The following is a 24,505-nucleotide window of genomic DNA, read 5'->3' as shown; positions in this document are numbered from 1 at the left end:
CCCGATTGATGCACAGATGGCCGGCGTGGTGGCGGACTTTGCCCGCCTGCGCCACATCTCTCTGATACCGGTCAGCGTGGACGGCACGGTGTCACCACAGGTGCCCGACAGCCGGCCGGACGCTGGTCAGAGCGCGCGCATGGGGATCAGCCACTATCCGGCGCTGTTCCTGGTTGACCCCAAGTCAAAAAGCTTCAGGCCTCTCGCCTACGGCTTTATGACGCAGGACGACCTGGCGAAGCGCTTTCTTAACGTGGCCACCGGCTTTAAGCCTAACTTCTGAGGACCTGATTATGCTGACACTCTCACCTGTCTGGCACGGGCGGTTGCTTACCGCAAATCGGGCAGGTAACTTTCTGCTGCAGACGCTGGTGATTCATCCGGCGCTGCTGTTTTTTCTGCTGTTCCTGCTAAATGCACACGGTCCGGGAGGCGGCGGACAGTGGCTGCTGAACGAGGCCGAAAAGCTGGTGCGCGACGCCCCAGCGGGACAGGTGTGGGGCTGCGTATCACAGGCCATGCCCGTGGAGACCTGGCCGCCGGTTCCTGACACCTCACGGGAGAAGGCCGTACCGGTCAGCAGTGATATCAGGCCTGCTCCCCCGCCTGTCATGTGCGTAAAGGCCGCGGTGAGCCGCGGTGCGTGGGCTTCGCAGACTAATGAAACGCTCCTGTTTCTCTATAAGGCTGGCGTGGTGCTTTCCGTCTTATCGGGCCTGGCCGTAAGGTATTTCCGCCGCCGGGTAAATGGAGAAAACGTATGAACAGACTTCCCCTCATTATTACGCTGTTTATGACGGGCATCATTTTTAACTGCCTGCGCCAGCTGCTGACCTGGTCAGTCAGCTTCACGTACGACGTGCTTGCCGGCGTCTCGGTAGCCTGTCTGGTTCTGGTTGCGCTGGGCCTCATCGCGGAGCTGATTGCCTGGCGAAGGTCGCGCGGCGGCCGGGGAGGCCATCATGAGGCTTAACGTGCTGCTGACGGTACTGCTGACGCTGCCGGTATTCGCACAGGCGTCGGTGGCCTCGGACATTGCTGCGCTGGAGCAGGCGAAGGGGCAGCGCGGTGCGCAGCTGCCGGATTTCGGACTGCCCGGAACGCGTTCGGTGCGTGCGGTGCCAGCAAAGCCGCCCAGAATGATGACCCTGACCGACGGACGTCAGGTGAACCTGAACGACTATGCGGTGGTGGTTTTTATGCAGCGCGGCTGTCAGTACAGCGCGAAGTTCGACCCGCTGCTTAAGTCCTGGGCTGATTCGGAAGGGATAAAGGTGTACCCCTACAGCCTTGATGGCTACGGCGATGCGGCCTTTCCGGTGGCGCTTATCCCGCGTAAGGCGGGACCGAATGAGCCGATTGCCGGTGAGATCCTGACCTTCTTCGGCAACGGGCTGCCCATCGCCACGCCGACCACCTTTATGGTCAACGTAAACACCAACGTGGCCTACCCGCTGTTTCAGGGGGAGACGGACATGGGCACCATGAGCCAGCGACTGGCGCAGATGATCGAAGCCGATATCGATAACCTCCCGCCAGACACGCTGGGTCCGGTCCCGAGCAGTGCCTCACTGACCCCGCAGTAATACGGGCGGCTGTGCCGCCTACGGAATACCCATGACTGAAAAAACGTTAACGCTCTCCCGGCTGGAGACGGCGCTGCTGCTTGTCTGCGCCTCGCTGCTGGCCGCCGCCGGCCTGTATGCCTGGTTCGCCTGCGAAATTGCCGGCCGCATGGACGGTATGACTTACGGTTCTGATGCGCTGGTGCTCAGCGGTCTGCAGCTTTATCCGCTGCTGTTCCTGTTTTCCCTTGCCGGTGGCTTCGGCTGCGGCGTGCTGGTCAGCATCACCCTGCGCCGGCACGGATTTATGGCCGACCGTAACGCTTTCTGATACCCGCAGGAACACACCTTACTTCTGAATCCACGGAACGAAACATGACTTATATGACAAACGACGGGCTTTTGCCTGAAAAGCTGCTGTGGCTGAACGCCGAAGAACACGTAAAAAAGCTGACCGGGTTGTATCAGGCACGTAAAGGGCATCTTTACGTGCAGGGATGGACAGGCACCGGTAAGTCGGTGGTCGGGCGCGAGCTCGCAGCGCGTCTTGACGGCGACTATTTCAGCTATGAACTGCTGACGTCAGACGAATATGAAGCGGGATTAAATGAAATTGTGGCGAGGCTACAGGCCAGTGACAAAGCGGTCATCATCCTGGATGGCTTTTTCCCGGCCGTCGCTGCAGAGGCAATGAGTCATCAGCTGAGAGAGCTCACAAAGAAGGGCGTGAGCCTGTTTATCTTTTCCCAGGAGCCGCTGTTGAAGGACAGCCCGGACAGGCATCTGCTCACACGGGAAATAAACACGGTCGCGGAGTTTCGTTATAACAGGCCGGCCGGCAACTGCGTCACCTTCTGTCAGATCAAATGAAACTCTCCAGCCATAACTGACAGGTGAATGCGGTACGGAATACCCGTTCCCGTATTTTGGCTCAGTTGTTCATTAATTTTCTTCCAGCCAGTTCAGCTGATGCTGAATCCCTGGCTGCTTCGGAGCGTCTTCACATGAAACTCAGGCAGTTCCTTCTCTGCGCCGCGACGGCGCTGGTCATCAGCACGCCTGCTCTGGCCGACGTGCAGGGTGACCTGAACGGCTACTTTGGCAGCCTCGGCTTTGACGGCAACGTCTCAAAGGCGCAGGCATGGCAGGGTCAGGCCGCAGGCTACGTTACCGGCGGCTCCATCTATCTGCGTAACCCGGTTAAACAGGTGCAGCTCATCTCGATGCAGGTACCGTCACTCAACGCCGGCTGCGGCGGCATTGACTCCTATCTGGGCGCCTTTTCCTACATCAACGGGGCCGAACTGCAGCGCTTCGTTAAGCAGATCATGAGTAATGCGGCGGGCTACGCCTTTGACCTGGCACTGCAGACGATGGTGCCGGAGCTCAAGCAGGCCAAAGACTTTCTGCAGAAGCTGGCCTCCGACGTGAACTCCGCCAACATGAGCTCCTGTCAGGCCGCGCAGGGCATCATCGGCGGTCTGTGGCCGGTGTCTCAGGTGTCGAACCAGAAAATCTGTCAGGACATTGCCGGCGAGAGCAACATTTTCTCCGACTGGGCGGCGTCGCGGCAGGGCTGCACCGTGGGCGGTCAGGGTGACAGCGTCACCGGCCGGGCGTCCGATAAAATGAAGGACCAGGTGCTGAAAAACAAAAACCTCATCTGGGACGCGCTGGGCCGCAACCACCTGTTCGACGGTAATCGCCAACTGAAGGAACTGGTGATGAGCGTGGTGGGCTCCATCATCTTCAATAAAGCCGGGCAGGTCACCGTCCTGACGCCGCTGGTTGATAACCGCGACATCATTACCGTGCTGATGCGCGGCGGCACCGCGAAGATGTACGGCTGTGATGAGCAGGACCTGTGCCTCGGGCCGACGGTGGCCAGCGTCACGGTCAGCAGCGACGTGGCGCTGGTGACCCAGGTGCGCAACCTGATGATTTCCATCGACAGCAAGCTCACGGCCGATACCGGCCTGTCGGACAGAGAAAAGGGGTTCATCAACACAACCTTGGTGCCGGTACTGAAATACCTGACCAACTCTCGCAGCATGGGCATGAGCCCGACCTACCTGATACAGGTCGCCGACTTTATCGCGCAGGACATGATGATCCAGTACCTGCAGGAGCTCGTAAAGCAGGCGAGTCAGTCACTGGCCGGTAAAAACTTCCCCGAGCAGGCCGCCGGCGAGCTGCGTAACAACGTGCTGGCTGCAACCTCGCTGCTGGCACAGATGAAGCTGCAGAGTACCGCCGACCAGAACGCGCTGGACGGCATCGATCGCAACATGCAGTACCTGCAGCAGCAGGTATCCACCATTATCTCGACGTCCTATCAGGGCAACTATCAGTGGGGAACGGGCAATGACTGAGGTCTGGACCATTTACGGCGGTGACATGTGGCGTCAGGTGTTTAACGGCGTCGTCACCGTCATCGGCAGCGACACCTATGACACGTTAAAACGTATCGCCGGGCTCTTTGGCGTGCTGGGCGTGATCTTCAGCTTCATCAAATCGCGCAACCCGATGGTGTTTGCCAGCTGGCTGGCCGTTTTCTTTATTATTACGTCGGTGCTACTCGTTCCGAAACGCAGCGTGCAGATACTTGATGTCACCGATCCGGCGGCAGTTTATCAGGTCGATAACGTGCCGGCCGGCCTGGCCTTCATCGCCGGGCTGACCACGTCAGTGCAGTTCGGCGTGGCGCGGCTTTATGAGTACAGCTTCTCGCGCCCGGATTCGCTGACCTATACGAAGTCCGGCATGCTGTTCGGTTCGCAGATTGTGGCGCAGACCACGGACTTCCGGTCACAGAATCCGCAGCTGGCCAGCATGCTTACCGACTACGTGGAAAACTGCGTGGTGGGCGATATCCTGCTGAATAACAAGTATACCGTGTCACAGCTGCTGAACAGCACCGATCCGCTGACGCTGATTACGAATAACCCGAGCCCGCTGCGCGGTCTGTATCAGGATACGGGCAGCGGTCGGCAGTTTATCACCTGCCAGCAGGCGGCTGCGGTCGTCAAAAATCTGATCGGGGCGGACGTACGCATCGGCGGCACGACCTGGCATGCACTGGCCACGCGCGTGTTCGGCAGCCGCGTCAGCGGGGATACTTTGCTCGGTAACGCGATGGATGAGAGTTACAACTTCTTCTATGCAGGCGGCCTGAGCGCAGCGCAGATTATGCGTAATAACATCACCAATGCGGCCATCCGTGACGGCTGGAAAGGTTTTGCGGCGCGCTCTTCCGATACGGCCAACCTGCTGAATCTGGCCACCGAGTCCACCATGACCAAGCAGCGCATCAGCTGGGGCGCGGGTGGCGTGATAGCGTCACGTACGCTGCCGATGTTCCAGTCGCTGATGATGCTGGTACTGATTGCGCTGTTCCCGCTGGTCATCGCGCTTGCGCTGGTGAATCACGACATCTTCGGGCTCAAAACGCTGAAGCTGTACGCCGGCGGTTTCGTTTACTTCACGATGTGGCCGGTGATGTTCGCCATCCTTAACTCGCTGGCCAACTTTTATCTGCAGACGAAGACCGGATCCACGCCGCTGGTGCTGGCCAATCAGGATCAGGTCGCCCTGCAGCACTCAGACGCGGCCAACATCGCGGGCTATCTGAGCATGTCGATACCGGTGCTCGCCTTTTTCCTGACCAAAGGCGCGGCGTCGGTGGCCTCACAGGCCGTTGGCGGGATAATGAGTTCGGCGGCGTTTGCGACCGGCGGACAGGCCTCCACGACGGCGGACGGCAACTGGTCGTTTAACAACATGTCGATGGATAACGTCAGTGCCAACAAGTTTGACACCAATATGCTGCGCCGCTCGGGGTCTCAGGGCTTCCAGACCGGCAATAACGCGATGATGACGCAGACGGCGGACGGACACACCGTAGTGGATACCAGCCAGGCGATATCAAACCTGCCTGTCAGCATGCGGCTCAGTTCTCTCGCCAGCAGCGGGTTCTCCGAACAGGCACGGCAGGCACAGCAGCAGGCGCAGAGTTCGCTTGATGGCTATAACCACAGCGTGACCAGCGGCTTCCAGCAGATGAACCAGCTGACGCAGCAGAGCGGCAATAGCGACAGCATGACGCAGGGCAGCGACAACAGTGTGGCAACGAATGTCTCTAAAGGCGCGAGCAAAATGCAGTCTGCCGTTGAGAACTATGCGAAGTCGCACAATGTTTCTGAACAGCAGGCCTACAACCAGCTGATGGACATCACCAATCAGGGCAGTGCTGGCACGGGTGTGAGAGGCCAGGTTAAATTTGACTCTGGTGACCAGCTGGCAGGTAAGTTAGGCAAGTGGGCGACCGGCGTCAGCGCCGGGGGAGAAGCCAGTATCAGTGCTGACCTTCGTCACACTACCGGCAGCTCGCACGGTACACAGGACAGTCACTCAGAGGGACGTGATAGTCGGCGCGACCAGAGCAGTCAGGAGGCACGTGACTTCCGCGAGGGCATGGATATGGTGACATCGACCCGTCTGAGCGATTCAGGGAGTCATACTGATAATCAGTCCAGCTCTAACGCTCAGCAGTTCGCAGCGACGCTTAATGATGCGAAGAGTCAGTACCATCAGTACACCGAGAGCAGCACGCGTAGTCAGGAATTCAGCCGCATGGCCACGTTGTCGCAGACGCAGAGCGCCAGCCTGGATGCAAACTACAATCAGGAATTTGTGGACTGGACAACTGCCAAATATGGCAGTGACGCCCAGAACATCCTGACAAAAGTCAGAAGCGCTCAGGGTGCGGCCACCGAATTTATGCATGAACGGCTGGAACCTGAAATCATGCGGAACTATGGCGCACGGACTGACCAGGTTAACAGTGAGCCGCTGCAGCCGGCACAATCGCTGGATGCTGCAGGGACATCTGCCGAGAGTGGAAGCACGCTTCCGGCCGGCGCACAGGCTTCCGGACATGCTCTGTCGGGTAGCTCGCCGGCTTACAGTCATGGATCCGCAGAAGGTTCATCGCAGAATGCTGTCGTCAGGAAAGGGCAGGCAACTGAAGTCAGCACGCGGCAGGGAGAGAGGAATCTCAGCGGTACGGCGGGTGTCCCTTCTCAGGAAATGAGGGAAGATTTGCGCAGCGGGTCAAAACGTGTGAGCGAGCAGGCCGCAGGCGCCGGCATTCAGAACAATGTCGCTAATCAGGTCGCAGCACAAAGATCTGGCCTTATGGAAACTCTCAGGGAAAATGACGGTAAAATCGCTGAAAATAAAACCACTGTTCAGACGTCCAGTGATATACTTAAGCACGAACATGATTCTGCTAAAGGAAATTTTAAAGCGGGTCATAATAAAGAGTTAAATGAGCAGGGCCAGAAACCCAAAGATAATCTGGGCGAAGACTTTGATAAAAAAATAGCGGAGCTTAGACGGCGAGCCGGATAAGTAAGGGGGCTGGGATGATGTATAGCGATATCAAGAAGGATGCAGATTATCTGCTTAATAGTTTTGCATCTGGCGAACAAGAAGTTCCAAATGCACTCGATGCAATAAAATTGAGTGCTATTTTTCCGGTAAACTGTTTGTCGCTGTATGCATTATCGTTCGCATACATCATCTATAGCTTTGTGCCGCCAGACGATGTGTGGATTAATCCAACTCTGCATTATCAGGGTCTGACTTTGGCCTTTGGTGGTTTCACACTAATCTTATCATTAGCAATCATGGCTATGACTTACACTCCGTTTCTGTTGCTGACCTCAATACCTCAGACAGTGAGGCGTAAATCGTTACTGGTACAGAAGTTAAGCAGGACATACAAAAATGCCTGTATAGCAGCGATCTGTATCAATGGCATATTTGCATTGATGGCTGCCTGGAATTCGCAGTTATTTTATGCGGCCCCATTCGTGCTTTTGATCAGTTATCTCATCATGCAGGCTATTATCAGTACACAATTAACACGCTATGGTATTGCTGGCGCAATGAGCAAATTCGCCAAGATTATTAAAAACATCTAAGACACCCAGTTCCTGCTAATACCCCTTCCGCCATTCTGGCTGAAGGGGTTTTCTTTATAACCCCCCCAGTTAATACAGCGTGCCCAGGGGCGCGCCATTTCCGTTTTCTCTGTTAAATAAGGATGCACCTGTGAAAAACCGCAATGTCTTCGTGGCAGCGACTGCTGCTGCCTGTCTTATGCTTTCCGGCTGTAGTGCCATGAGTACAGCTATTAAAAAGCGCAATCTCGATGTCAAAACGCAGATGAGCCAGACCGTCTGGCTGGAGCCATCCAGTCAGAAAACGGTTTATCTGCAGGTGCGAAATACCTCTGATAAAGACATGAGTGATCTTGAGCCGATACTGGCGCAGGACCTACGTGCAAAAGGCTATACCGTGACCTCCAGCCCTGATGCTGCTTATTACTGGATTCAGGCTAACGTTCTGAAAGCAGAGAAGATGGATTTGCGCCAGGCTCAAAGCTTCCTTTCGACAGGATATGAAGGTGCGGCTACGGGAGCTGCTCTGGGCGCTGGTATTACTGCTTACAACAGTAATTCAGGTGGAGCCATTCTGGGCATAGGCCTTGCCGCGGGGCTTGCGGGAATGGCAGCAGATGCTCTGGTCGAGGACACGAACTTTACGATGGTGACCGATCTACAGATTTCCGAACGCAGCAAAGCAGCTGTGACGACAGATAATGTGGCAGCACTGAGGCAGGGAAACTCTGGCCTCAAGCTGCAGACCAGCAGTGAAGAAGGCAACCGTATGAAGTACCAGACCCGCGTCGTCTCAAACGCTAATAAGGTGAATCTGAAGTTCGAGGAGGCAAAGCCCGTACTTGAAGCGCAGCTGGCTAAATCCGTTGCCGGCATCATGTAATGCAAGATACTGCTTAGCTGCTTCTGCGATTGTCAGGGGGCAGTTATAAAGGTATATCAGCTTGCAGGGCGCTGAAATTCCTGGTATTAAGTCATGACCGGTTGCAAAGCCGGCGGCATGCGCCTTAAGGGGAAATAAGAAAATCTCTCCTGACAACGGGGCGCCTGCCGACCCCCGTCTGCGCCCCCAGGGCAGCGGACACCGGTGCAGCATCAACACCACGGGTGCTGCCCTCCTCCCTTACGGGACCTCATATTTCCACGTTTCTCCCTGATATACGGGGTAGCGGAAGCGTGGCTCAGATTTAACCGACATGTATCCATCATGCTCAGCGGGGTGCTTTCCCCGCAGCGCGCCAGAGTCTGCATTGTAACGGCTGTACTTCATCCCCGCCCTTAACTTTCTGAAGGAAATATCTATGCTCACTCTCAACGGTGCGGCACGCACATTTGTTATCTGGTTAATCCTGTGTTTCGCCTGGAGCGCCATCGTGCTGTGGCAGTTCGGGCCGGATATCGTAAAAACCATCATGTCACACAGCCATCTGTATGCCTGGGACCTCGCCACCCGTATGATGCAGGGCGACATGATGCCCCCGGGCGTTATCACGCTGCTGCTGGTTCTGCTGGTCATGACTGCCGGCTGCGTGCTTTCCGGGCTCACGCTGGCCTGCTGGAATCTGTTTATCTTCACCTGTGCTATCCCCGTCATGGCCGGCGTCTGGCTGCTGCGCCGGGCGGGGCTTATCCGTACCCCCGCGTCCGTCACGCTGAAATAATTTCCGGGGCCCGAGCGGCTCAGCTTCCACTTTTCTTTCGTCGTCAGCCTGCCCGATTCTCACGGGCGGGCTACGCCTGCGTGCTTTCCGGAGTTCCCCATGAGTTTTACACCCAAGTACCTGACGCAGGGCGGCCAGATGACGGCCTACCGGCTGCGTATGTTTGTTCAGGTCAGCAACTGGATTTTCCACTGGATGCTGCTGCTGTTCGTGGCGGCCACCGGCGCGCTGTTCTGGCTGACGACGCCCGATGACGTGCTCCGTAATGGCTTCTGGTACTGGGCAGCGTGGCCCAGCCACTCACTGCTGGGCCTTTCCCCGCGTGCGGCCGAAGCCACGTGGGACATATTCTGGCACTGCGATGAAAGTGCGCAGCTGTGCACGATAAAGCTGACGCCGGCGCAGCTGCTGGCCAATCCGTGGATGCAGGACATGGGCCGCCAGTTTCTGACGAACCTGCGCTTCATCGCCAGCGCCTGCGGTATCACCGCCAGCCTGCTCTGGTGCCTCATCGCCTGGTATGTGGGTCGCATCGGTAAGCGGGAGAGTGAGGACGAGTTTATCTCGGGCATGACCCTTACTGACCAGCTTAAAGAGGTCAACCGGCTGTTGAAAAAGGCCGGTGAGAAGTCCGATCTGCAGATTGGCGGCCTGAACATGGTTAAGAACGCCGAGGTTATGAACTATCTCATTCACGGCACCATCGGCGTCGGTAAGTCCACGCTCATCCGCTGGCTGCTGGACTATATCCGCCGGCGACGCGACCGGGCGATTGTTTACGACTCCGGCGGTACGTTTATTGAGACCCATTACGACGAACGCCTGGACAAAATTCTGAACGCGCACGACCGGCGCTGTGAGAACTGGGTGCTGTGGCGCGAGGCGCAGGACGTGGTGGACTACGAGAACATGACGGCTGCGCTGATGCCGGTTGAGGGCGACTCCGACCCGTTCTGGGTGTCCTCATCGCGCACGATCTTCAGCGATACGGCCATGCAGTTCGCGTCCCGTCCTGACCGCAGCATCGAAACGTTCCTGAAGACCTGTCTCTCCATCGACCTGAAAAGCCTGCGCGAGTTTCTGAAGAACACCCCGTCGGCCAACCTGGTTGAGGAAAAAATCGAGAAAACCGCCATCTCTATCCGCTCGGTGCTGACCAACTATGCCAAGTCGCTGCGCTACCTGCAGGGGTTGGATAAGGAGGGTAAGCCGGAGTTCAGCATCCGCGAGTGGATGACCGATGCGCAGTACGACAGCAGCTGGCTGTTTATCTCCACCACGGCCCGCCACCGTAAGGCTGTGCGCCCCCTGATATCGATGTGGCTGTCGCTGGCCACGCTGCTGCTGCAGAGCATGGGCGAGAACAGCGACAGGCGCGTGTGGTTCATCGGTGATGAGATTGCCAGCCTGCAGAAGATACCGGAGTTCAACGAAACGCTGGCCGAGGCGCGCAAGTTCGGCGGCTGTTTCGTGCTGGGCATTCAGAACATGCCGCAGCTGATCCACATCTATGGCCGCGAGATGGCCAAAGCCATATTTGACCTGCTGAACACCCGCGCCTATGGCCGTTCGCCGAGCGCTGAGGTGGCCAAAATCGTGGAGGAAGAGCTGGGTCATCAGCGCCGGCGCGAGGCGCGCGAACAGAACAGCTACGGCCTTGACCAGGTACGTGACGGTATCTCCATCAGTAAGGACAAGGTCAACGAGCCCATCGTGGACTACGACCAGATTATGAAGATGCCGAACCTGCAGTTCTATGTGCGCCTCCCGGGCGAATACCCGGTGGTGAAGCTGAACCTGAAGTACCGCAAGCAGAAAAAATATCACCTCGCGCTGATTGAGCGCGACTTCCATGACCGGCTGAGTCCGGAGCTCGAGCAAATCATCGAGAGCAACGAACGCATTTCCCGTGCGGCGAACATTTCGTTTCCGACCGGCGAAGAAATACTGGAAGACGATGACCGCACCACCGCCACATCCGGGCCGGAGACCGTGCCTGCCTCACCGGCTGCTGCGCCGTTAAAAGCTGAGCCGCCCGTGAGCCCTCCGATTTCACCTGCTGAGCGGGAGGTTGTGACGTCACTACCTGCTGCGACGCAGGCTCAGGCACTACCCGCATCAGAGGCCGCAGGTAATACGCCGTCGCCCTCAAACGTGCGCCCGTTCCCGCTGCGTACTGTACCCGCGCCGGTCATCGCGGCTCAGGCTGAGCCGCTGCCGGCAAAGCAGGCTGCCGCAGAGGCACCGGCTGAAACGGAAATGACGCCGCCGGCACCTGTCCGGCCGGTTACGCCGTCAGACACCGGGCGAGAAGCATCGCCGCCAAAAGCTCCGCAGCCCGCGGTACGACCCGATATCAGACCAAAACCGTCCGGACTCAGCGCACTCGACATGCTGGCGCGCCGTAAAAGCCGGGCTGCAGCAGAAGAAAGCAGTGAAAGCAACGCTGAGGAGTCGGTGCCGCAGGAAGGCGCGGCGCAGGGTGAAGCGCCTGAACTCAACATGCAGATGGAAAAAGAAGACGGCGGCCGCCTCATCGTCCGGCACATCAGCCCGCGAAAAACCGACCAGGAAAAGCGCGAAGAGGCTGATGCCCGGCAGTACAGCGACGCCAACGCACGCATGGCCGATGACGAAAAAAACATCCTGCGACATCGCGACGACTACGACGCGTATCAGGAGATGAGTGACAGCCTGGACCCGGGAGGGTATGAACGATGATGACCGTTGCTCCGGTGGCTTCGGCCGCCGACGCTGCCGGCTACTACAGCAGCAAGGATAACTATTACTTTCTGGATGACATGCCCACGCAGTGGATGGGTGAGGGTGCGCGTGAACTCGGGCTTGAGGGACCGGTTGACCTGGATACGTTCACGGACATTCTGCACGGCAATCTGCCCAACGGCGTGGTACTGGGCAAGGAGGTGCAGGGTACACACGTGCACCGACCGGGGCACGACTTAACCTTTTCGGCACCCAAAAGCGTCTCGATGCTTATCCTTGCCGGCGGCGATAAACGCCTGCTGGAGGCACACCATGATGCAGTAAAAGAGACGCTGGCCATCATGGAACAGACGGTAAGTGCTCGGGACACGAAGGAAGGCGTCACGCGCATCGTGACCAGCGGAAAAATGGTCGCCGCCCTGTTCACGCACGACACCTCCCGCAACCTCGATCCGCAGATCCACACGCACGCGGTGATGGCCAACGTCACGGAGCTGGACGGCAAGTGGAAGGCGCTGGCCACCGACACCATTCACGGCGCCGGCTTTATCGAAACGGCATACCGCAACCAGATAACGTACGGCAAAATCTACCGCAATGTCCTTAAAGGCAAGGCTGAGGCTATCGGCTATGAAACCGTGCCGACCGGCGGCCGTCATGATTTGTGGGAGATAAAGGGCTTTACGGAAGCGGTGCTGGATGAGTTTTCCTCGCGCCACCGGGAAATCCACGCACGCGCCGGCGAGGATGCTTCACTGAAAAGCCGTGATGTGGCCGCACTTGATACTCGCCAGCGCAAGCAGGATATCAGCCGCTATGGTGAGGACGAGGGGGCACCGGAGCGCACCCGGCCCGAATCTTCCTCCATACCCGTGCAGGCTGAGCGTGCTGCGGCAGTAACAGAGAAAATCCCTGCAACAGCTGATAAAGAAACGTTAGCCCCGTCAGCAGAGGATAAAGATGTGCCAGCAGAGCCTGAACCGGCGCATGGGGTGTCAGCCGCAGAGAAAATCCCTGAAACGGCGAATAAAGAGCCTTTAACACCGTCAGCACAGGAAAAAGAGATGCCGGCAGAGTCTGGTCCTGAGAGCGCGGTGTCAGCGGCAGAAAAAGCCGCTGTAACAGCAGATAAGGACATATCAGCTCCGTCAGCACAGATTAAGGATGAGCCGATCGCCAAGCCCGAGACCGCCGATGGCCGTGCCCGGCTTCAGGCGCGCTGGCAGCGCCAGATGGAAGACACCGGCTTTGACATTCAGGGCGTGATGAATGAAGCGCGCGAACGTGAAATGTCCCGTCCTGAAGCCGGTGAGGTGCAGGACGCTCCTGTGCCGGCTATGGAGGCGGTCCGCACCGCCATTTCCGTACTGAGCGACAGTAAAACGCGGTTTACCTACGGGGATCTTCTGCTTACCGCTCATAACGCCGGTGAACTGCAGAACACCATTCCGGACCTGCGCAGGGCGCTTGACCAGGCGATTAATGACAATCTGCTTGTGCCTCTTGACGGTGATAAAGGCGTGTTTACCTCGCACATCCACCTGCTGGATGAGCTGTCGGTGCAGTCGCTGGCAACGGATATCCTGAAAGAGAACCGGGTAATTAATTTTAGCCCCGACGGCGGTCTGTCCCCCGGGCACCCTGAACACATTGCCCGGGAGCCCGCCGTCATCATCAGTGCACCTGCATCAGTCGGGCTGCTGCGTGAGGTTACGGAGGCGCTGGTGACAATGTCACGTGAGCAGGGACGCGAGGTCAGCGTGCTGACCAGTTCTGCCGAGCGCGCACTCAGCTTTGCCAGATCACCTGAGCTCCGGGACCGTTTGCTCCACCGCAGCCGGATGCTTGATGGCAATTTCAGCCTGATGCCGCAGAGTACGGTCATCGTGGAGAGCGCGGAAAAACTCAGCCTGAAAGAAATGCTGGTGCTCACCGGTGAGGCGCAGCAGCAGAATGCGCAGCTGCTGTTTCTGGACAGCGCCGGACGACAGTCAAATGCGAATGCCCTGTCCGTGCTGACTGCAGCGGACGTAAAGCGTCAGAGCCTGAACGCACCGTCTGACGGAATCGAGGTGCGCGTGACCAGTATTCAGGACAAGCGCGACCGCTATCAGGCGCTGGCAGATCGCTATGCCGGAATGGACCCTGCGGAGGGGCCCGTTACGGCCGTTGTGACAGGGCCGCGCGAGCAGAGCCATCTGACCGGTGTTATCAGGAGTGCGCTGCAGGATGCCGGCAGGCTGGGGCAGGAGTCGGTCAGCATCGTGGCGCGTACGCCGGTGTTTATGACGGCTAAAGAGCGCCGTCTCCCTCAGACCTACCGCGCCGGTATGGTGCTTGAGGACCGGTCAGAGAAAACGAAACGCGGCACTACGTCATTGACCGCGTGCATGATGAGACCCGCATGCTCTCGCTGATTGACGGGGACGGGGTGCTGTCACGGGTAAAACTCAGCGCACTCTCCGGCGACTGGCGGCTGTTCACGCAGAATGATGTTGAAGTTGCCGCCGGGGAACGCCTGTTTGCGCTTGCCGGCGATAAGTATGCGGGCTTGAAGGCGCGCGATCGCCTCACGGTCACGGCTATTGAAAACGGCACGCTCATCGTTCAGCGAGAAGGGCAGCAAAAGCCGCTGCGGCTGGATGCGTCCCGGCCGCTTTACGTGACTTACGGATACGTCAGCGCGCCCGGCAGCCGTGACAACGACCGCGGCACGGTACTGGCCAGCCTGGGCGCACAGGATCTGTCGGTGAATATGATCAACGCGCTGGCGCAGTCCGGCCATGAGGCGGAGATTTTTACCGGCGAAGCCCTGAGCCGGGCGGAAGAGAAGCTGGGACGCCTGCGCTCAACGCGCTCGCCGCTGTCGCTGGTCCGGCAGGCCAGCGGAAAGGAGGATGCCAGTGAGGCCGTGGACACGCTCAGTAAACAGCTGCTCTCTGATGCACAGAAAGCCGTAACGCGCGGCGTGGCGCAGATGCGGGACGTCGCTTTCCCGTGGGCGAAACTGCTGGATGAGGCGCTGACGTTCTGCGGTGACCTGAAGCTTATCGAGAGTGAAGTTGCCCGGCAGGTTAAGGAGGGTGACCTCATTGAGGTGCAGACCAGCGCCGGGCCTCACTTCGTTGCGCGCTCCACGTGGGAGATGGAAAAAGCCATCGTGGGCGAAATTGAGCGGGGTAAAAACACGCAGGTGCCGCTGATGGCACAGGTCGATCCGGCTCTCCTGTCCGGCCTGACTCAGGGCCAGAAAGAGGCCACCTCGCTGATTCTGCAGAGTCCGGACCGGTTTACGGCCGTGCAGGGGTATGCAGGTGTCGGTAAAACCACCCAGTTCAATGCGGTAAAGGCGGCCATTGATACCCTGCCGGCTGACGTGCGTCCGGTCATTGTGGGGCTGGGGCCGACTCACCGGGCGGTTAAGGAGATGGCGGGTACCAGCATCGATGCGCAGACGCTGAAGTCGTTTGTGCTGGACTGGCAGATGCGCAGCGCGGCCGGCGAGGACGTCCGCTATGACAACATGCTGTTCCTTATCGATGAGTCATCCATGATTGGTAACCAGGATACCGCGGCGGCGTACCGTGCGATCGCCGCCGGTAACGGCCGCGCCGTGCCGGTAGGGGACGTAGCGCAGCTGCAGTCGCCCGAGAGCGGTGCGCCATTCCAGCTGATGCAGGAGCGGAGCCCGATTGACGTGGCGGTCATGAAGGAAATCGTGCGCCAGCGCGACCCGGACCTGAAGTCTGCGGTGTACAGCATCATCAGCAATGATTTCGCGGCGGCGCTGAGAAACATTGAAAAGGTGTCGCCGGATGTCGTTCCGCGGCGCGCAGGCACGGTGCTGCCCACCGGATCAATTGTCGAGTCAGCAGATCCTGTATCCACAATCGTGGCTGACTTTATGAGCCGCACCGATGGGGCACGGGCGCAGACCATGATCATGGTTCAGCTGCACGCAGACCGCAGAGCCATCAATGAGGGTATTCATAACGCGATGGTTGAATCAAAAGAGCTGGGCGAGGCGTACCGCACCGTCCCTGTCCTGGACCGCATCAACGGCGGCCGGCACGACTTTAACCGTATCGACGACTGGGAAACCGGGCAGGTGGTGATGGCCAATCAGCGGTACCTGCACGTCACCGGCGTTGACCCTGCTAACGGCAATGTCACCCTGAAAGATGAAGCGGGGCGCACGCAGTTCTGGTCGCCGCAGGAACTCAACGCCACGGAAATTGAGGTTTTTGAGACCCGCTCAATTGAGCTGCGCACGGGTGATAGCGTCCGTCTGAGTAAAACCCAGAAGCAGGCCGGTCACGCTGCACACGAACAGTATCGCGTGGAAGAGCTGCGCGATAACGGTGAGATTGTCCTGCGCAACGCCGGCGGGGTGAAGGTTATCGATCCGGCAGCCACGCTCGCGGACCGGCATGTGGACTACAGCTGGGCGGTCACCGGCTATGGCGCACAGGGCGCCAGCGCCAGGTACTCACTGGCGCTGGAAGGTGTTGAGGGCGCACGTGAGCTGATGAGCGGCGCGCGGGCGTTTTATATCAACGTCTCGCGTGCGAAGGACCATGTCCAGATTGTTACCGATGATAAAGCAGGCTGGACAAAGACGCTCAGGACAGGAAAAGAAGGGCCGGCCACGGCGCATGATGCGCTCACGCCCGAGCCGGAGCGCGACCGGGCCAGGCGGATCTGGGCGATGGGTCAGCCCGCGTCTAAAACGGCAATGGGCCGCGCGTTTCTGCGGTCAAATGGCCTGCGCGGCAGCCCGGTTACGGCACGCATCATCCCGCCGACACGGAAGTTCCCGGAGCCACATCTGGCCCTGCCGGTGTATGACGGTAACGGAAAAGCGGCGGGCCTGACGATGATGCCGCTGCTTCACGATAAGGGCGCACTGCTCGCCGGGCAGACCCGCCAGCTGGTCACAGAGGGTGCACAGGCCGCCATGCTGCAGAAAAGTCGTAGCGGCGAGGTCGTGCTCGTCAGCGATCTCACGCAGGGACTGGCCGCAGCGCGTGAAAAGCCGGAGGCGGGAGTATTGATAATGCACGGACGTCAGATTCCATCTGCACAGCTTCTGAAGGTGGCGGGTGGCAACCTGGAAGAGCTGCGTCGTCCGGACGCCACGCTTCTGAGTCAGGTGAAAGATGAGCTGCAGGAGATACTCGCCGTTCTGCCGCGAACGGAGAGAGAGCAGGATGAGCAGGCTACGCTGCATAGTGCAATAAAATCAGTCAGCAACGGCAACCTGATGGAAAAAACCAGCTTGCCGGCAGTGCCACCCGGTCAGGACGAAATGGATAAGGTTACGCTGGCCGTGCAGCTTGCAGCTCGTGTGGCAGAAATTATGGCACAGAAGCTGCCCCGCCTTCCGGGCGAGTCGCAGCCGGACTACAGCGCGCTCGTCCGGCAGGCTGCCCGGACGCTGGCTGATACGCCAGATGCCTCTGCTGATGCAGCCGTGCGCGCCGTGCTCGGTGCGCTGTCAGTGAGCGGTATACCGGACAGCGTGAGGCAGGCTGCTACAGCAGGCAGCGACGGCGCGGCCCCGGCTGCCGTGGTCCGCCAGGTTCAGGAAGAACTTAACCGTTCGCGGTCTGCAGTTAAAACGGCTCAGCCAGAAATTCCATCAGCGGCGCTGGCCAGTGCCGCGCGCGAACTCGACCGGCAGGCACAGGTCAGCCTGCCCCCTGAAGCGCGGGATCGCGAGCCTGAGAGGGAGTTACCTGGTCCGGAAATCACCCGTCATATACAGAAAGAACGTTAATACCCTGTGCGGCCGTCCTCAGTGCGGCTGCGTCACCTTCGTCCTGCCTCCGAAGGCATATGGGATAAATCATGAAAAAGACCCTTAAGATGGCCAGTATTGCTCTGGCCATGAGCGCTGTTTTGTTTACAGTACAGGCCGGTGCCGCCGGCGCTGAAGCGTTTACCCCGGAGCAGCAGGCCCGCATCGGCGAGATTGCGGCGGACTATCTGGTCGCGCACCCGGACGTGCTCATTGAGGTGAGCAAAAAACTGCAGGCGCGGCAGCAGGCTATGCAGCAGCAGGCTTACGTGCAGTCAGCGCTGAAAACACACCGGCTGCTAATGCAACTGGATGGCGTGCCCGTCAAAGGACCGGCGGACTCAAAAGTCATCGTAACCGAGTTTTTCGACTACGAATGCATTGCCTGCAGCATGATGGCGCCGGTGATGGAAAAGGTGATGGCTGCAAACGCCGGCGTGCGCTTTGTGTTCCGGGACTGGACCATCTTTGCCGCCCGCTATCCGGAGTCAGCGCAGGCATCGCACCGCGGACTGGGTGTTTACCGGAAGCAGGGGGCGGATGCGTATATGGCATTTCACAACGGCATTTACCGGACCGGGCATAACGAAGGAAAATTGACGGCCGAAGACATTGAGAAGGTTGCCGCTGCCGCGGGTGCAGGTGCCGCTTCAGACGAGGGTAAAGCTGCGTCTGACCACGTTACGGAGAACAATGCAGCTCTGGCTGAGATGCTGGGGCTGACGGGAACACCGGGCATTATCGTTATGCCGGCTGAGAACGCCACGGCAGACAACACAACGGTTATTCCGGGTGTGGTCAGCGAACAGGTCATGCAGCAGGCCATAGCGCGTGCAGAAAAGAGCTAAAAAAAACCGGCTCCAAGGGACTAGGGCTGGGGATATCATCCCATAAACGAACAAGGCCGCCTGTGGCAATCGCAATACTAACGACGGTATGAGTGAGTAGCGGCCAGCCTGTAAAAACCTTTACCGCATGTGACCATAAAAAATCCCGGTACGGGGCCGGGACGATGAAGCCTGTCAGTCTGCCCGTTAGCGCCAACCAGTGGGCATTGTCCGGGGTATCAGCTATTCCGCCAGAATCTTTACCCCATGACGGCCACGCCGCTCAGACTGTTCGTTCCTCGCGATGCTGCGGTACGCCTCAGCCTGATCGCCCTGCCCGTCGTATTGTTGAGGCGGTCATCTGCGATCGCAGTTCAACCTACTGCAGAATATCAGGAAATAAATCCTTCAGAGAACCCTCCGGGTTGCACCATCCAGCCAGAACCATGATTTGGATTAAGTCAGATCACGGACGTAAGAACAGTCAAAATAAAGTTTATCAGTGCATTTTTTTTATCCATACGATTCGTGCTATGCACAAACTGTGCTGGATTTAAGCGGGTGAGATGGGTATTCTTTTCAGAATTCGCCGGGCGGCGATTCTTTTTAGATCCTTATCGAATACTGTGGTGGTTGACGATGAGGGTTTGCAGTAAACCTGTGGCCGATCATGCGCGGCGCGGGAATGAACTAACCGGATAGGACGTATCCGCAAAAACGTCCAGGGTATGGAGTCCGCGTTTCATCGGGCTCTGAATGCAAAAACCCCCTGAAATCTGTCTCAACTTGGCGGAAGACGGCAGAAATCAGGGGGTCCAAAAGCAGGCGCAACGCCTGTGAAGGATTATAACGCATGCTATTCATAAGACAACCCCTGTCCGCCATAAGTACGGGACAGGCTGAATGACCAGATTTTAATCGGGTTAAACCGCCCGACTTTAGAAAATGACAGACGTCGCCGCGGCGATCATGATGTCACCTGCAAATGTCCTGATCCGCAGTGGTTCGCACCTGACGGCTATCGTCCGCTTCCGGGTGAATTTGGCCATGCCATGCGTCGTCTGGTCGTCAAAGAGAAGGCCAGCGGTAAGTGGAAGCTGCGTTTCCGGCCGTCACTCCATCCTTACTTCACCCATTACCGTAAAGCTGCGGGTCGTGATCGGCACTTCCGGCCGGAACGGCGTGCGCTTATCGATGCAATATTCCCTCTGCTTGTTCAGCGTGCCGACATGGCCACCTGGGTTGTGACTGTTAATGTCAGCCGACTTGCCGGTGAACTCAGCCCGAAAGACAGTGATGGCCATGTCATCCCCGAAACCCGGGTAGAACCCTGCCGGCTGTCGCGGCTGTTCCCGGAGCTGGTCAGGTTTGGCCTGATTGAAATGCCTGACCTGGAATGGGACCCGGTTGAAGAGTACTGGATGCCCCGGCATATCATTCTAACGGAGCGTTTCTGGCAGCTATGCGGCGTTAACATGGATAAGCTGCTGCTTCAGCGAAATCAGCGCATCGAGGCTGAAGAGGAAGGTATTCTCGAATCCGGTACGCGTGACTCCGTCCGGGCCGCCCGCCGGCGCTGGTATGAAAAAGCCCGTATAGCGACGCTACTGAGCCGGCGCGAAAAGGCCGTACGGGAGAAAAGGCGCAATAAGCTGGGCAAGCTGCCGCTCGATGAACGGCGCAGCACGATGGCCAGCTGGCTCATCCGCACGCGGCCGAACCATGAACTCATCAGCCTCGACGCTGAGAGTTTCGATCGCCTGGTGTGGCAGCATCTTAACCAGCTGGAGCTGGGCCTCGGCTACGAGCCGGCACCTCCCGACGTCGTTCACTGACGTTTCCACGCACGATATTAACCGCCTTGACTGGCGGTAAAGTTGTTTGTGCCGCGTACCGAATGCCCTGTTTTCCTCCCTGCAGCCACGTTATTTCCCCCTCTGAGACGACATAAATACCGCTTTTTCATGGGCCGTCTTTTTTTACTCACATTTACCCGCAATCGGAAAGTTAACCTTACCTGCACTTGAGTCTGAAGTTACCCGCAAGACATTCCTGACCTCTGGTCAGTAAAGAAATAATCAAAAAAAATAAGGTTTTCAGTCCGGCCATTCTGAGGATAAATAAGGCCTTCGCTTGCAGCTGCCGCAGGCGACCGCGCCGCTCAGAATCTGAAGTAGCTCCCGCCGGTAGCGGGCAGGATAAAGCCATTAGTTACAACACTCTTATTGAAGTTATACAACCACATCATAGCCGGCCTGAACCTTCAAGCCCCTCTCAGCCAGAACCGGAGCCGTCCTGAAACTCCGAGTGCCCATTGACAGGCCGCCCCCGCCCCGGCCCATCGGGCCGGAACAGGAGTGGCTGTAATGGATGGTGTAACTAATCCTCTAAGTTTTACTGTTCATAGTGAACAGTAAACCTAAGACCCCGGAAATCACGCCCTGTACGTCGCTCTGCGCCGTACAGCCCGCTCACCGGGGCTGCGGGATTAGACTGGCTTAATCGTCGCTTTGAGACCGTCTGGCTTAGCAGGAAGGGGAGGGTAGCGCCATATATCAGGGCGTAACCGGCTGCGCCGGGCGTACGGCGCCGTCTGACCACTGTACCCTGCAGTGAGAACATCTGGCGCCTCCATGCCGCTGAAGCGGCATTCAGGAACAGTCTGTCTAGTACTTACCAGCAGCATTCGCTGCAAGGAGGCAGGAAATAACCGGGCTGAATATCCGCTTTGTGCCAGAAGCGGACATACCCATCCATCAAAACTGAGCTGCTATCTTATGCGCTCCCGCTTTTTTTTTTACTGCAATCAATCCAGGAGCGGCCTTCAGGGCTGCGGAGTCTTTTTTATTTCATCGAGATAGTTGTAGACAGTGTACCGGGTTACGCCGAGCACTCTGGCAGCCATTTCCACACCGCCACGCACTATAAAAAGCCCTTTTTCCTGCATCAGGCGGACAATCTCGACCTTGTCTTTTTTTGTTGCGCCAACCCTTAACTGCCCGGAAGGCGGAATGCAGGCGCGGATAATTTCATCCATTTTTGCCTCAAGTCCGGATTCGCCATTCTCGGCTGCAGTTGCCTGTGACGGCAGCAGGCGCGACAGCGCTTCACTGGCCGTGTTCACCTCGCTGTAGTCGGCATTAAAGCACAGTGACAGAGTGGCCTTTCCGCTTTCATCCCTGAAGAGTACTGTCGAGCTGCGCAGTGGTTTGCCCTGCGGACCGACTGTACTGTAGTTAGTTAATACGGTGGGACCGGGTTTCTTCTGAGCGGTTTCCTGCCCGAGAAGTCCCGTAAACCCCATATCATTTTCAGGGCCTTCAAGAAGAGAGCTGCCGACCTGCCTGCCGGAAACGTGACCATTAACGATCCTGAGTACTGACGCTTCAGGGCGTTCCAAATCGTGCAGCACGACTTCCAACTGCTGTCCGGTTACAGAAGAAAGTGCCTCCATAACAGCGCTCAGCTCGCTAATAAGGCTGTTCTTTGTATGTTTTTCTGACATATGAGAGCTCTGGTTTAAAAATGGGGCGGATATATAAACAGATTGCTGAGACCTTTACAAAAGGACCTGACCCGGTCGCTTTTCCAGTATCTTACTTCCATTTACTCATTAGCATACCATTCATTAAACACAATGTTGATAATTCAACTTTATGTTGATAACTTATTCGCTTCTGCTGCCGTGCAGGCAGGGTAAGGATAAGAAATTAATGAATGAAGCAATCGGACGTTACAGCAGCACTCTCCCGTTTCCTTTTGCCACCGCTACGGAGGTAAACGGCATCCTGTATCTGTCGGGCCAGGTTTCCATGACGGCACAGGCCGAGCCTGTATACGGCGATATAGCCGCCCAGACTGACACAGTTCTTGGCAACATATCGAAGACGCTTGAAGGGATGAGTTCGGACTTTGACAATATATTTAAAGTCACCGTATGGCTTTCAGATATGAAACATTTTGCTGAATTCAATCGTGCCTACGCGAAGTGGTTTAAAAACGGATTTCCATCCCGTTCTGTTGTCAGCTGTAGCCTGGCATTTGATCTGGACGTGGAAATTGAGGTTCAGGCGCTCGCGGGAAAGCCGCATCGCGATGACGAACATTACTAACCTGCGGGCAGGACAACATGCAATTACATATCAATACCCCACTGATTAGCTCCCGGCCTATGAGCCAGACAGCCGGGCGTAACGTCTGGCTTAAAATGGATGCACTGCAGCCATCCGGCTCGTTCAAGATTCGGGGAGTGGGCCTTGCGTGCCAGGAGTACTATCTAAATGGGGCGCGGAGTTTTATCTCCTCGTCCGGGGGGAATGCCGGGCTGGCTGTTGCCTATGCAGGCCGCATACTTGGAGTCCCTGTCACAGTGGTCGTGCCGGAAACCACTTCAAAGCGCGCAATAGATTTGCTGCGCCTTGAACAGGCCAGAGTCGTTGTTCATGGAAGCTCCTGGCAGGAGGCCAATCAGCTCGCCTGTACGATGGTGGGAGATACGGATGCTTTCATCCATCCTTTCGATGATCCTCTTCTGTGGAAGGGTCATGCCACTATGATTGATGAGGTGGTTGCTGCCGGAGTACGTCCCGATGCCGTTGTTTTATCTGTCGGCGGCGGTGGTCTGATGTGCGGCGTCATGGAAGGTCTTGAGCGAAATGGCCTGGGTGACGCGCCTGTAATCGCAGTGGAAACAGAAGGCGCCGCTTCATTCCATGCCGCGGCTAATGCCGGTCAATCCGTGGAGATTGAGGCTATCAGCACGGTTGCAACCTCTCTGGGTGCTAAGCGGGTTTGCAACAAAGCGGTTGAGTATAGTCTTTCCCGGCCAGTGGTAAGCGAAAGGGTAACGGATGCAAGCGCCATCAGGGCCTGCCTTCAGTTTGCCGATGATCACAGAGTAGTGACTGAGCCTGCGTGCGGAGCTGCGCTGGCATGCGTTTATGGGGAAAAAACCGTTTTGGATCCGTTCAGTAATGTTCTGGTGATTGTTTGCGGCGGTGCCACGACAACCCTGGAGCAGCTGATGCTGATGTCCGCAAGGCTGGATAGCGAAGGTGGCTGAAATGTCCGGAACAAATCGCTTTGAACGGCGCATTGTCATCTGCACCATTGCAGGGATACTGGCTCTTTATCTCCTGATCGGCCTGAGTACTACTCACTGAGTCATCAGTATTATGGTAACTAAGGGAAAGTTGCTGTAATTTTTTCATAAACTTTGTCCGCTCTTCGCTCATAGCGGACATCAGCCGGCCGTTAGTCCGCTTTGTGCCAGTAGCGGTCGATGCTTTCATGGCATGCCCAGTCCGTCACTCCATCGTATAAGTAATCCCCTGACATTTGAGTTCTTTCCTTTCTCCCTCAGTCAGCCTCATCTGGTGTTTCAGTTAATTAAAAGCTGGCATCAATTAAATTGCGCTCAATTTAATTTACTCGCGTCCTCTGCTGTTATGTCGTTTCATGCCGATAAAGTTTCTGGATGGCGCCATACAACAATCACCTGAAGGGACATAGCCCAATGAAAATTGCCACACGACTGGGAGCTGGATTCGGGCTTCTGATACTGCTCTTTATCCTGTGCACTGGCATTGCTGTTCACGCACTCTGGCAGGCCAAAGAGGGCATGAATGATACCGTTGATGTAAAGATGAAGCGCTTTGTACTGGTGCTGGACATGCGGGGCGGCGTCCGCGACATGGCGATTGCCGTGCGCAACCTGGCCCTGCTGTCCGACCCGGCACAAATGCAGCCGGAGTGGCAGCGACTGGTTTCCCAGCGTGATGCCTATATTCAGAAGCGTGAGCAGCTGGAAAGAAGTATGTCCGCCAACGTTTCTGCACAGGGAAAGGCCGCGCTGGAGCGGGCGCTGTCAGCAGAAGGGGCTGCCCTTTCCACGCTGATGACGGCCGGCAAACTGGGGCTGGATAACCGTCAGCAGGAGGCTACCGCGTTTCTGATGACCACT

General features: G+C 57.4%; 19 protein-coding genes and 1 pseudogene. 19 read left to right on the top strand and 1 reads right to left on the bottom strand.

The genetic code is table 11. The annotated features are described in order from the left end of the window. The 16 genes and pseudogenes from traF to repA form a co-directional block, all read left to right on the top strand. Positions 1-283, top strand: a 283-nt coding sequence (gene traF / locus IBT54_RS24215) for a conjugal transfer protein TraF (protein ID WP_201253241.1), incomplete at its 5' end; no start/stop codon positions are given. Between the two features lie 10 nt (positions 284-293). Next, a complete protein-coding gene (locus IBT54_RS24210) occupies positions 294-764 on the top strand; it encodes a hypothetical protein (RefSeq protein ID WP_201253240.1) in 471 nt (156 codons plus the stop codon). Further along, positions 761-973: a hypothetical protein gene (locus tag IBT54_RS24205; RefSeq protein WP_167432469.1), complete on the top strand. Its 213-nt coding sequence runs from the start codon at positions 761-763 to the stop codon at positions 971-973. The genes IBT54_RS24210 and IBT54_RS24205 overlap by 4 nt, the downstream gene beginning before the upstream one ends. Next, positions 963-1,586 carry an F-type conjugal transfer protein TrbB gene (trbB, locus tag IBT54_RS24200; protein WP_201253239.1) on the top strand — a complete coding sequence of 208 codons (624 nt, stop codon included), beginning with the start codon at positions 963-965 and terminating at the stop codon, positions 1,584-1,586. The genes IBT54_RS24205 and trbB overlap by 11 nt, the downstream gene beginning before the upstream one ends. 31 nt (positions 1,587-1,617) lie before the next feature. After that, entirely contained in the window at positions 1,618-1,896 is a 279-nt protein-coding gene (locus IBT54_RS24195; RefSeq protein ID WP_167433424.1) for a hypothetical protein, read from the top strand. Positions 1,897-1,940: 44 nt separating this feature from the next. Continuing rightward, on the top strand, positions 1,941-2,435 hold the full coding sequence (locus tag IBT54_RS24190) for an ATP-binding protein (RefSeq protein ID WP_201253238.1): 495 nt from the start codon (positions 1,941-1,943) through the stop codon (positions 2,433-2,435). Positions 2,436-2,569: 134 nt separating this feature from the next. After that, positions 2,570-3,937 carry a conjugal transfer pilus assembly protein TraH gene (gene traH / locus IBT54_RS24185; RefSeq protein ID WP_201253237.1) on the top strand — a complete coding sequence of 456 codons (1,368 nt, stop codon included), beginning with the start codon at positions 2,570-2,572 and terminating at the stop codon, positions 3,935-3,937. Next, positions 3,930-6,977, top strand: a complete 3,048-nt coding sequence (gene traG, locus IBT54_RS24180; protein WP_201253236.1) for a conjugal transfer mating-pair stabilization protein TraG — start codon at positions 3,930-3,932, stop codon at positions 6,975-6,977. The genes traH and traG overlap by 8 nt, the downstream gene beginning before the upstream one ends. 14 nt (positions 6,978-6,991) lie before the next feature. Beyond that, positions 6,992-7,552: a hypothetical protein gene (locus IBT54_RS24175; protein WP_201253235.1), complete on the top strand. Its 561-nt coding sequence runs from the start codon at positions 6,992-6,994 to the stop codon at positions 7,550-7,552. Between the two features lie 178 nt (positions 7,553-7,730). Further along, complete coding sequence (gene traT / locus IBT54_RS24170; RefSeq protein ID WP_201253243.1) at positions 7,731-8,414, top strand: complement resistance protein TraT; 684 nt, start codon at positions 7,731-7,733, stop codon at positions 8,412-8,414. Between the two features lie 418 nt (positions 8,415-8,832). Next, positions 8,833-9,192, top strand: a complete 360-nt coding sequence (locus IBT54_RS24165; RefSeq protein ID WP_201253234.1) for a hypothetical protein — start codon at positions 8,833-8,835, stop codon at positions 9,190-9,192. 99 nt (positions 9,193-9,291) lie between these two features. Then, entirely contained in the window at positions 9,292-11,913 is a 2,622-nt protein-coding gene (gene traD, locus IBT54_RS24160) for a type IV conjugative transfer system coupling protein TraD (protein ID WP_201253233.1), read from the top strand. Continuing rightward, positions 11,910-15,656, top strand: a pseudogene (locus IBT54_RS25530) (AAA family ATPase); the annotation flags it as partial. The gene traD and the pseudogene IBT54_RS25530, both read left to right, overlap by 4 nt. Before the next feature lie 164 nt (positions 15,657-15,820). Further along, positions 15,821-17,695, top strand: a complete 1,875-nt coding sequence (locus IBT54_RS25525) for a conjugative transfer relaxase/helicase TraI domain-containing protein (RefSeq protein ID WP_370585226.1) — start codon at positions 15,821-15,823, stop codon at positions 17,693-17,695. A 71-nt stretch (positions 17,696-17,766) separates the two neighbouring features. Continuing rightward, positions 17,767-18,564 (top strand): thioredoxin domain-containing protein, encoded by a 798-nt coding sequence (locus tag IBT54_RS24150; RefSeq protein WP_201253232.1) that lies wholly within the window; start codon positions 17,767-17,769, stop codon positions 18,562-18,564. Positions 18,565-19,442: 878 nt separating this feature from the next. Next, positions 19,443-20,378, top strand: coding sequence for a plasmid replication initiator RepA (repA, locus tag IBT54_RS24145; RefSeq protein WP_201253242.1), 936 nt, complete (start codon positions 19,443-19,445; stop codon positions 20,376-20,378). A 989-nt stretch (positions 20,379-21,367) separates the two neighbouring features. On the opposite strand, the gene IBT54_RS24140 is transcribed toward repA, so the two are convergent. Then, the gene (locus IBT54_RS24140) at positions 21,368-22,048 is read right to left on the bottom strand and encodes a transcriptional regulator (RefSeq protein WP_201253231.1); all 681 of its coding nucleotides are present in this window, start codon (positions 22,046-22,048) and stop codon (positions 21,368-21,370) included. 208 nt (positions 22,049-22,256) lie between these two features. Here IBT54_RS24140 and IBT54_RS24135 point away from each other — a divergent pair, with 208 nt between their 5' ends. The 3 genes from IBT54_RS24135 to IBT54_RS24125 all read left to right on the top strand — a co-directional run. Further along, complete coding sequence (locus tag IBT54_RS24135; RefSeq protein ID WP_201253230.1) at positions 22,257-22,655, top strand: RidA family protein; 399 nt, start codon at positions 22,257-22,259, stop codon at positions 22,653-22,655. A 17-nt stretch (positions 22,656-22,672) separates the two neighbouring features. After that, positions 22,673-23,605, top strand: coding sequence for a pyridoxal-phosphate dependent enzyme (locus IBT54_RS24130; protein ID WP_201253229.1), 933 nt, complete (start codon positions 22,673-22,675; stop codon positions 23,603-23,605). A gap of 453 nt (positions 23,606-24,058) precedes the next feature. Continuing rightward, positions 24,059-24,505: MCP four helix bundle domain-containing protein (locus IBT54_RS24125; protein ID WP_201253228.1), on the top strand; the 447-nt coding region annotated here is incomplete at its 3' end.

It is taken from the genome of Pantoea sp. S62 (assembly GCF_016658625.1).
GTDB classification, from domain to species: Bacteria; Pseudomonadota; Gammaproteobacteria; order Enterobacterales; family Enterobacteriaceae; genus Pantoea; species Pantoea vagans.
Note: the sequence above shows the minus strand (reverse complement) of the source record. Positions and strands in the feature narration are given on the sequence as shown.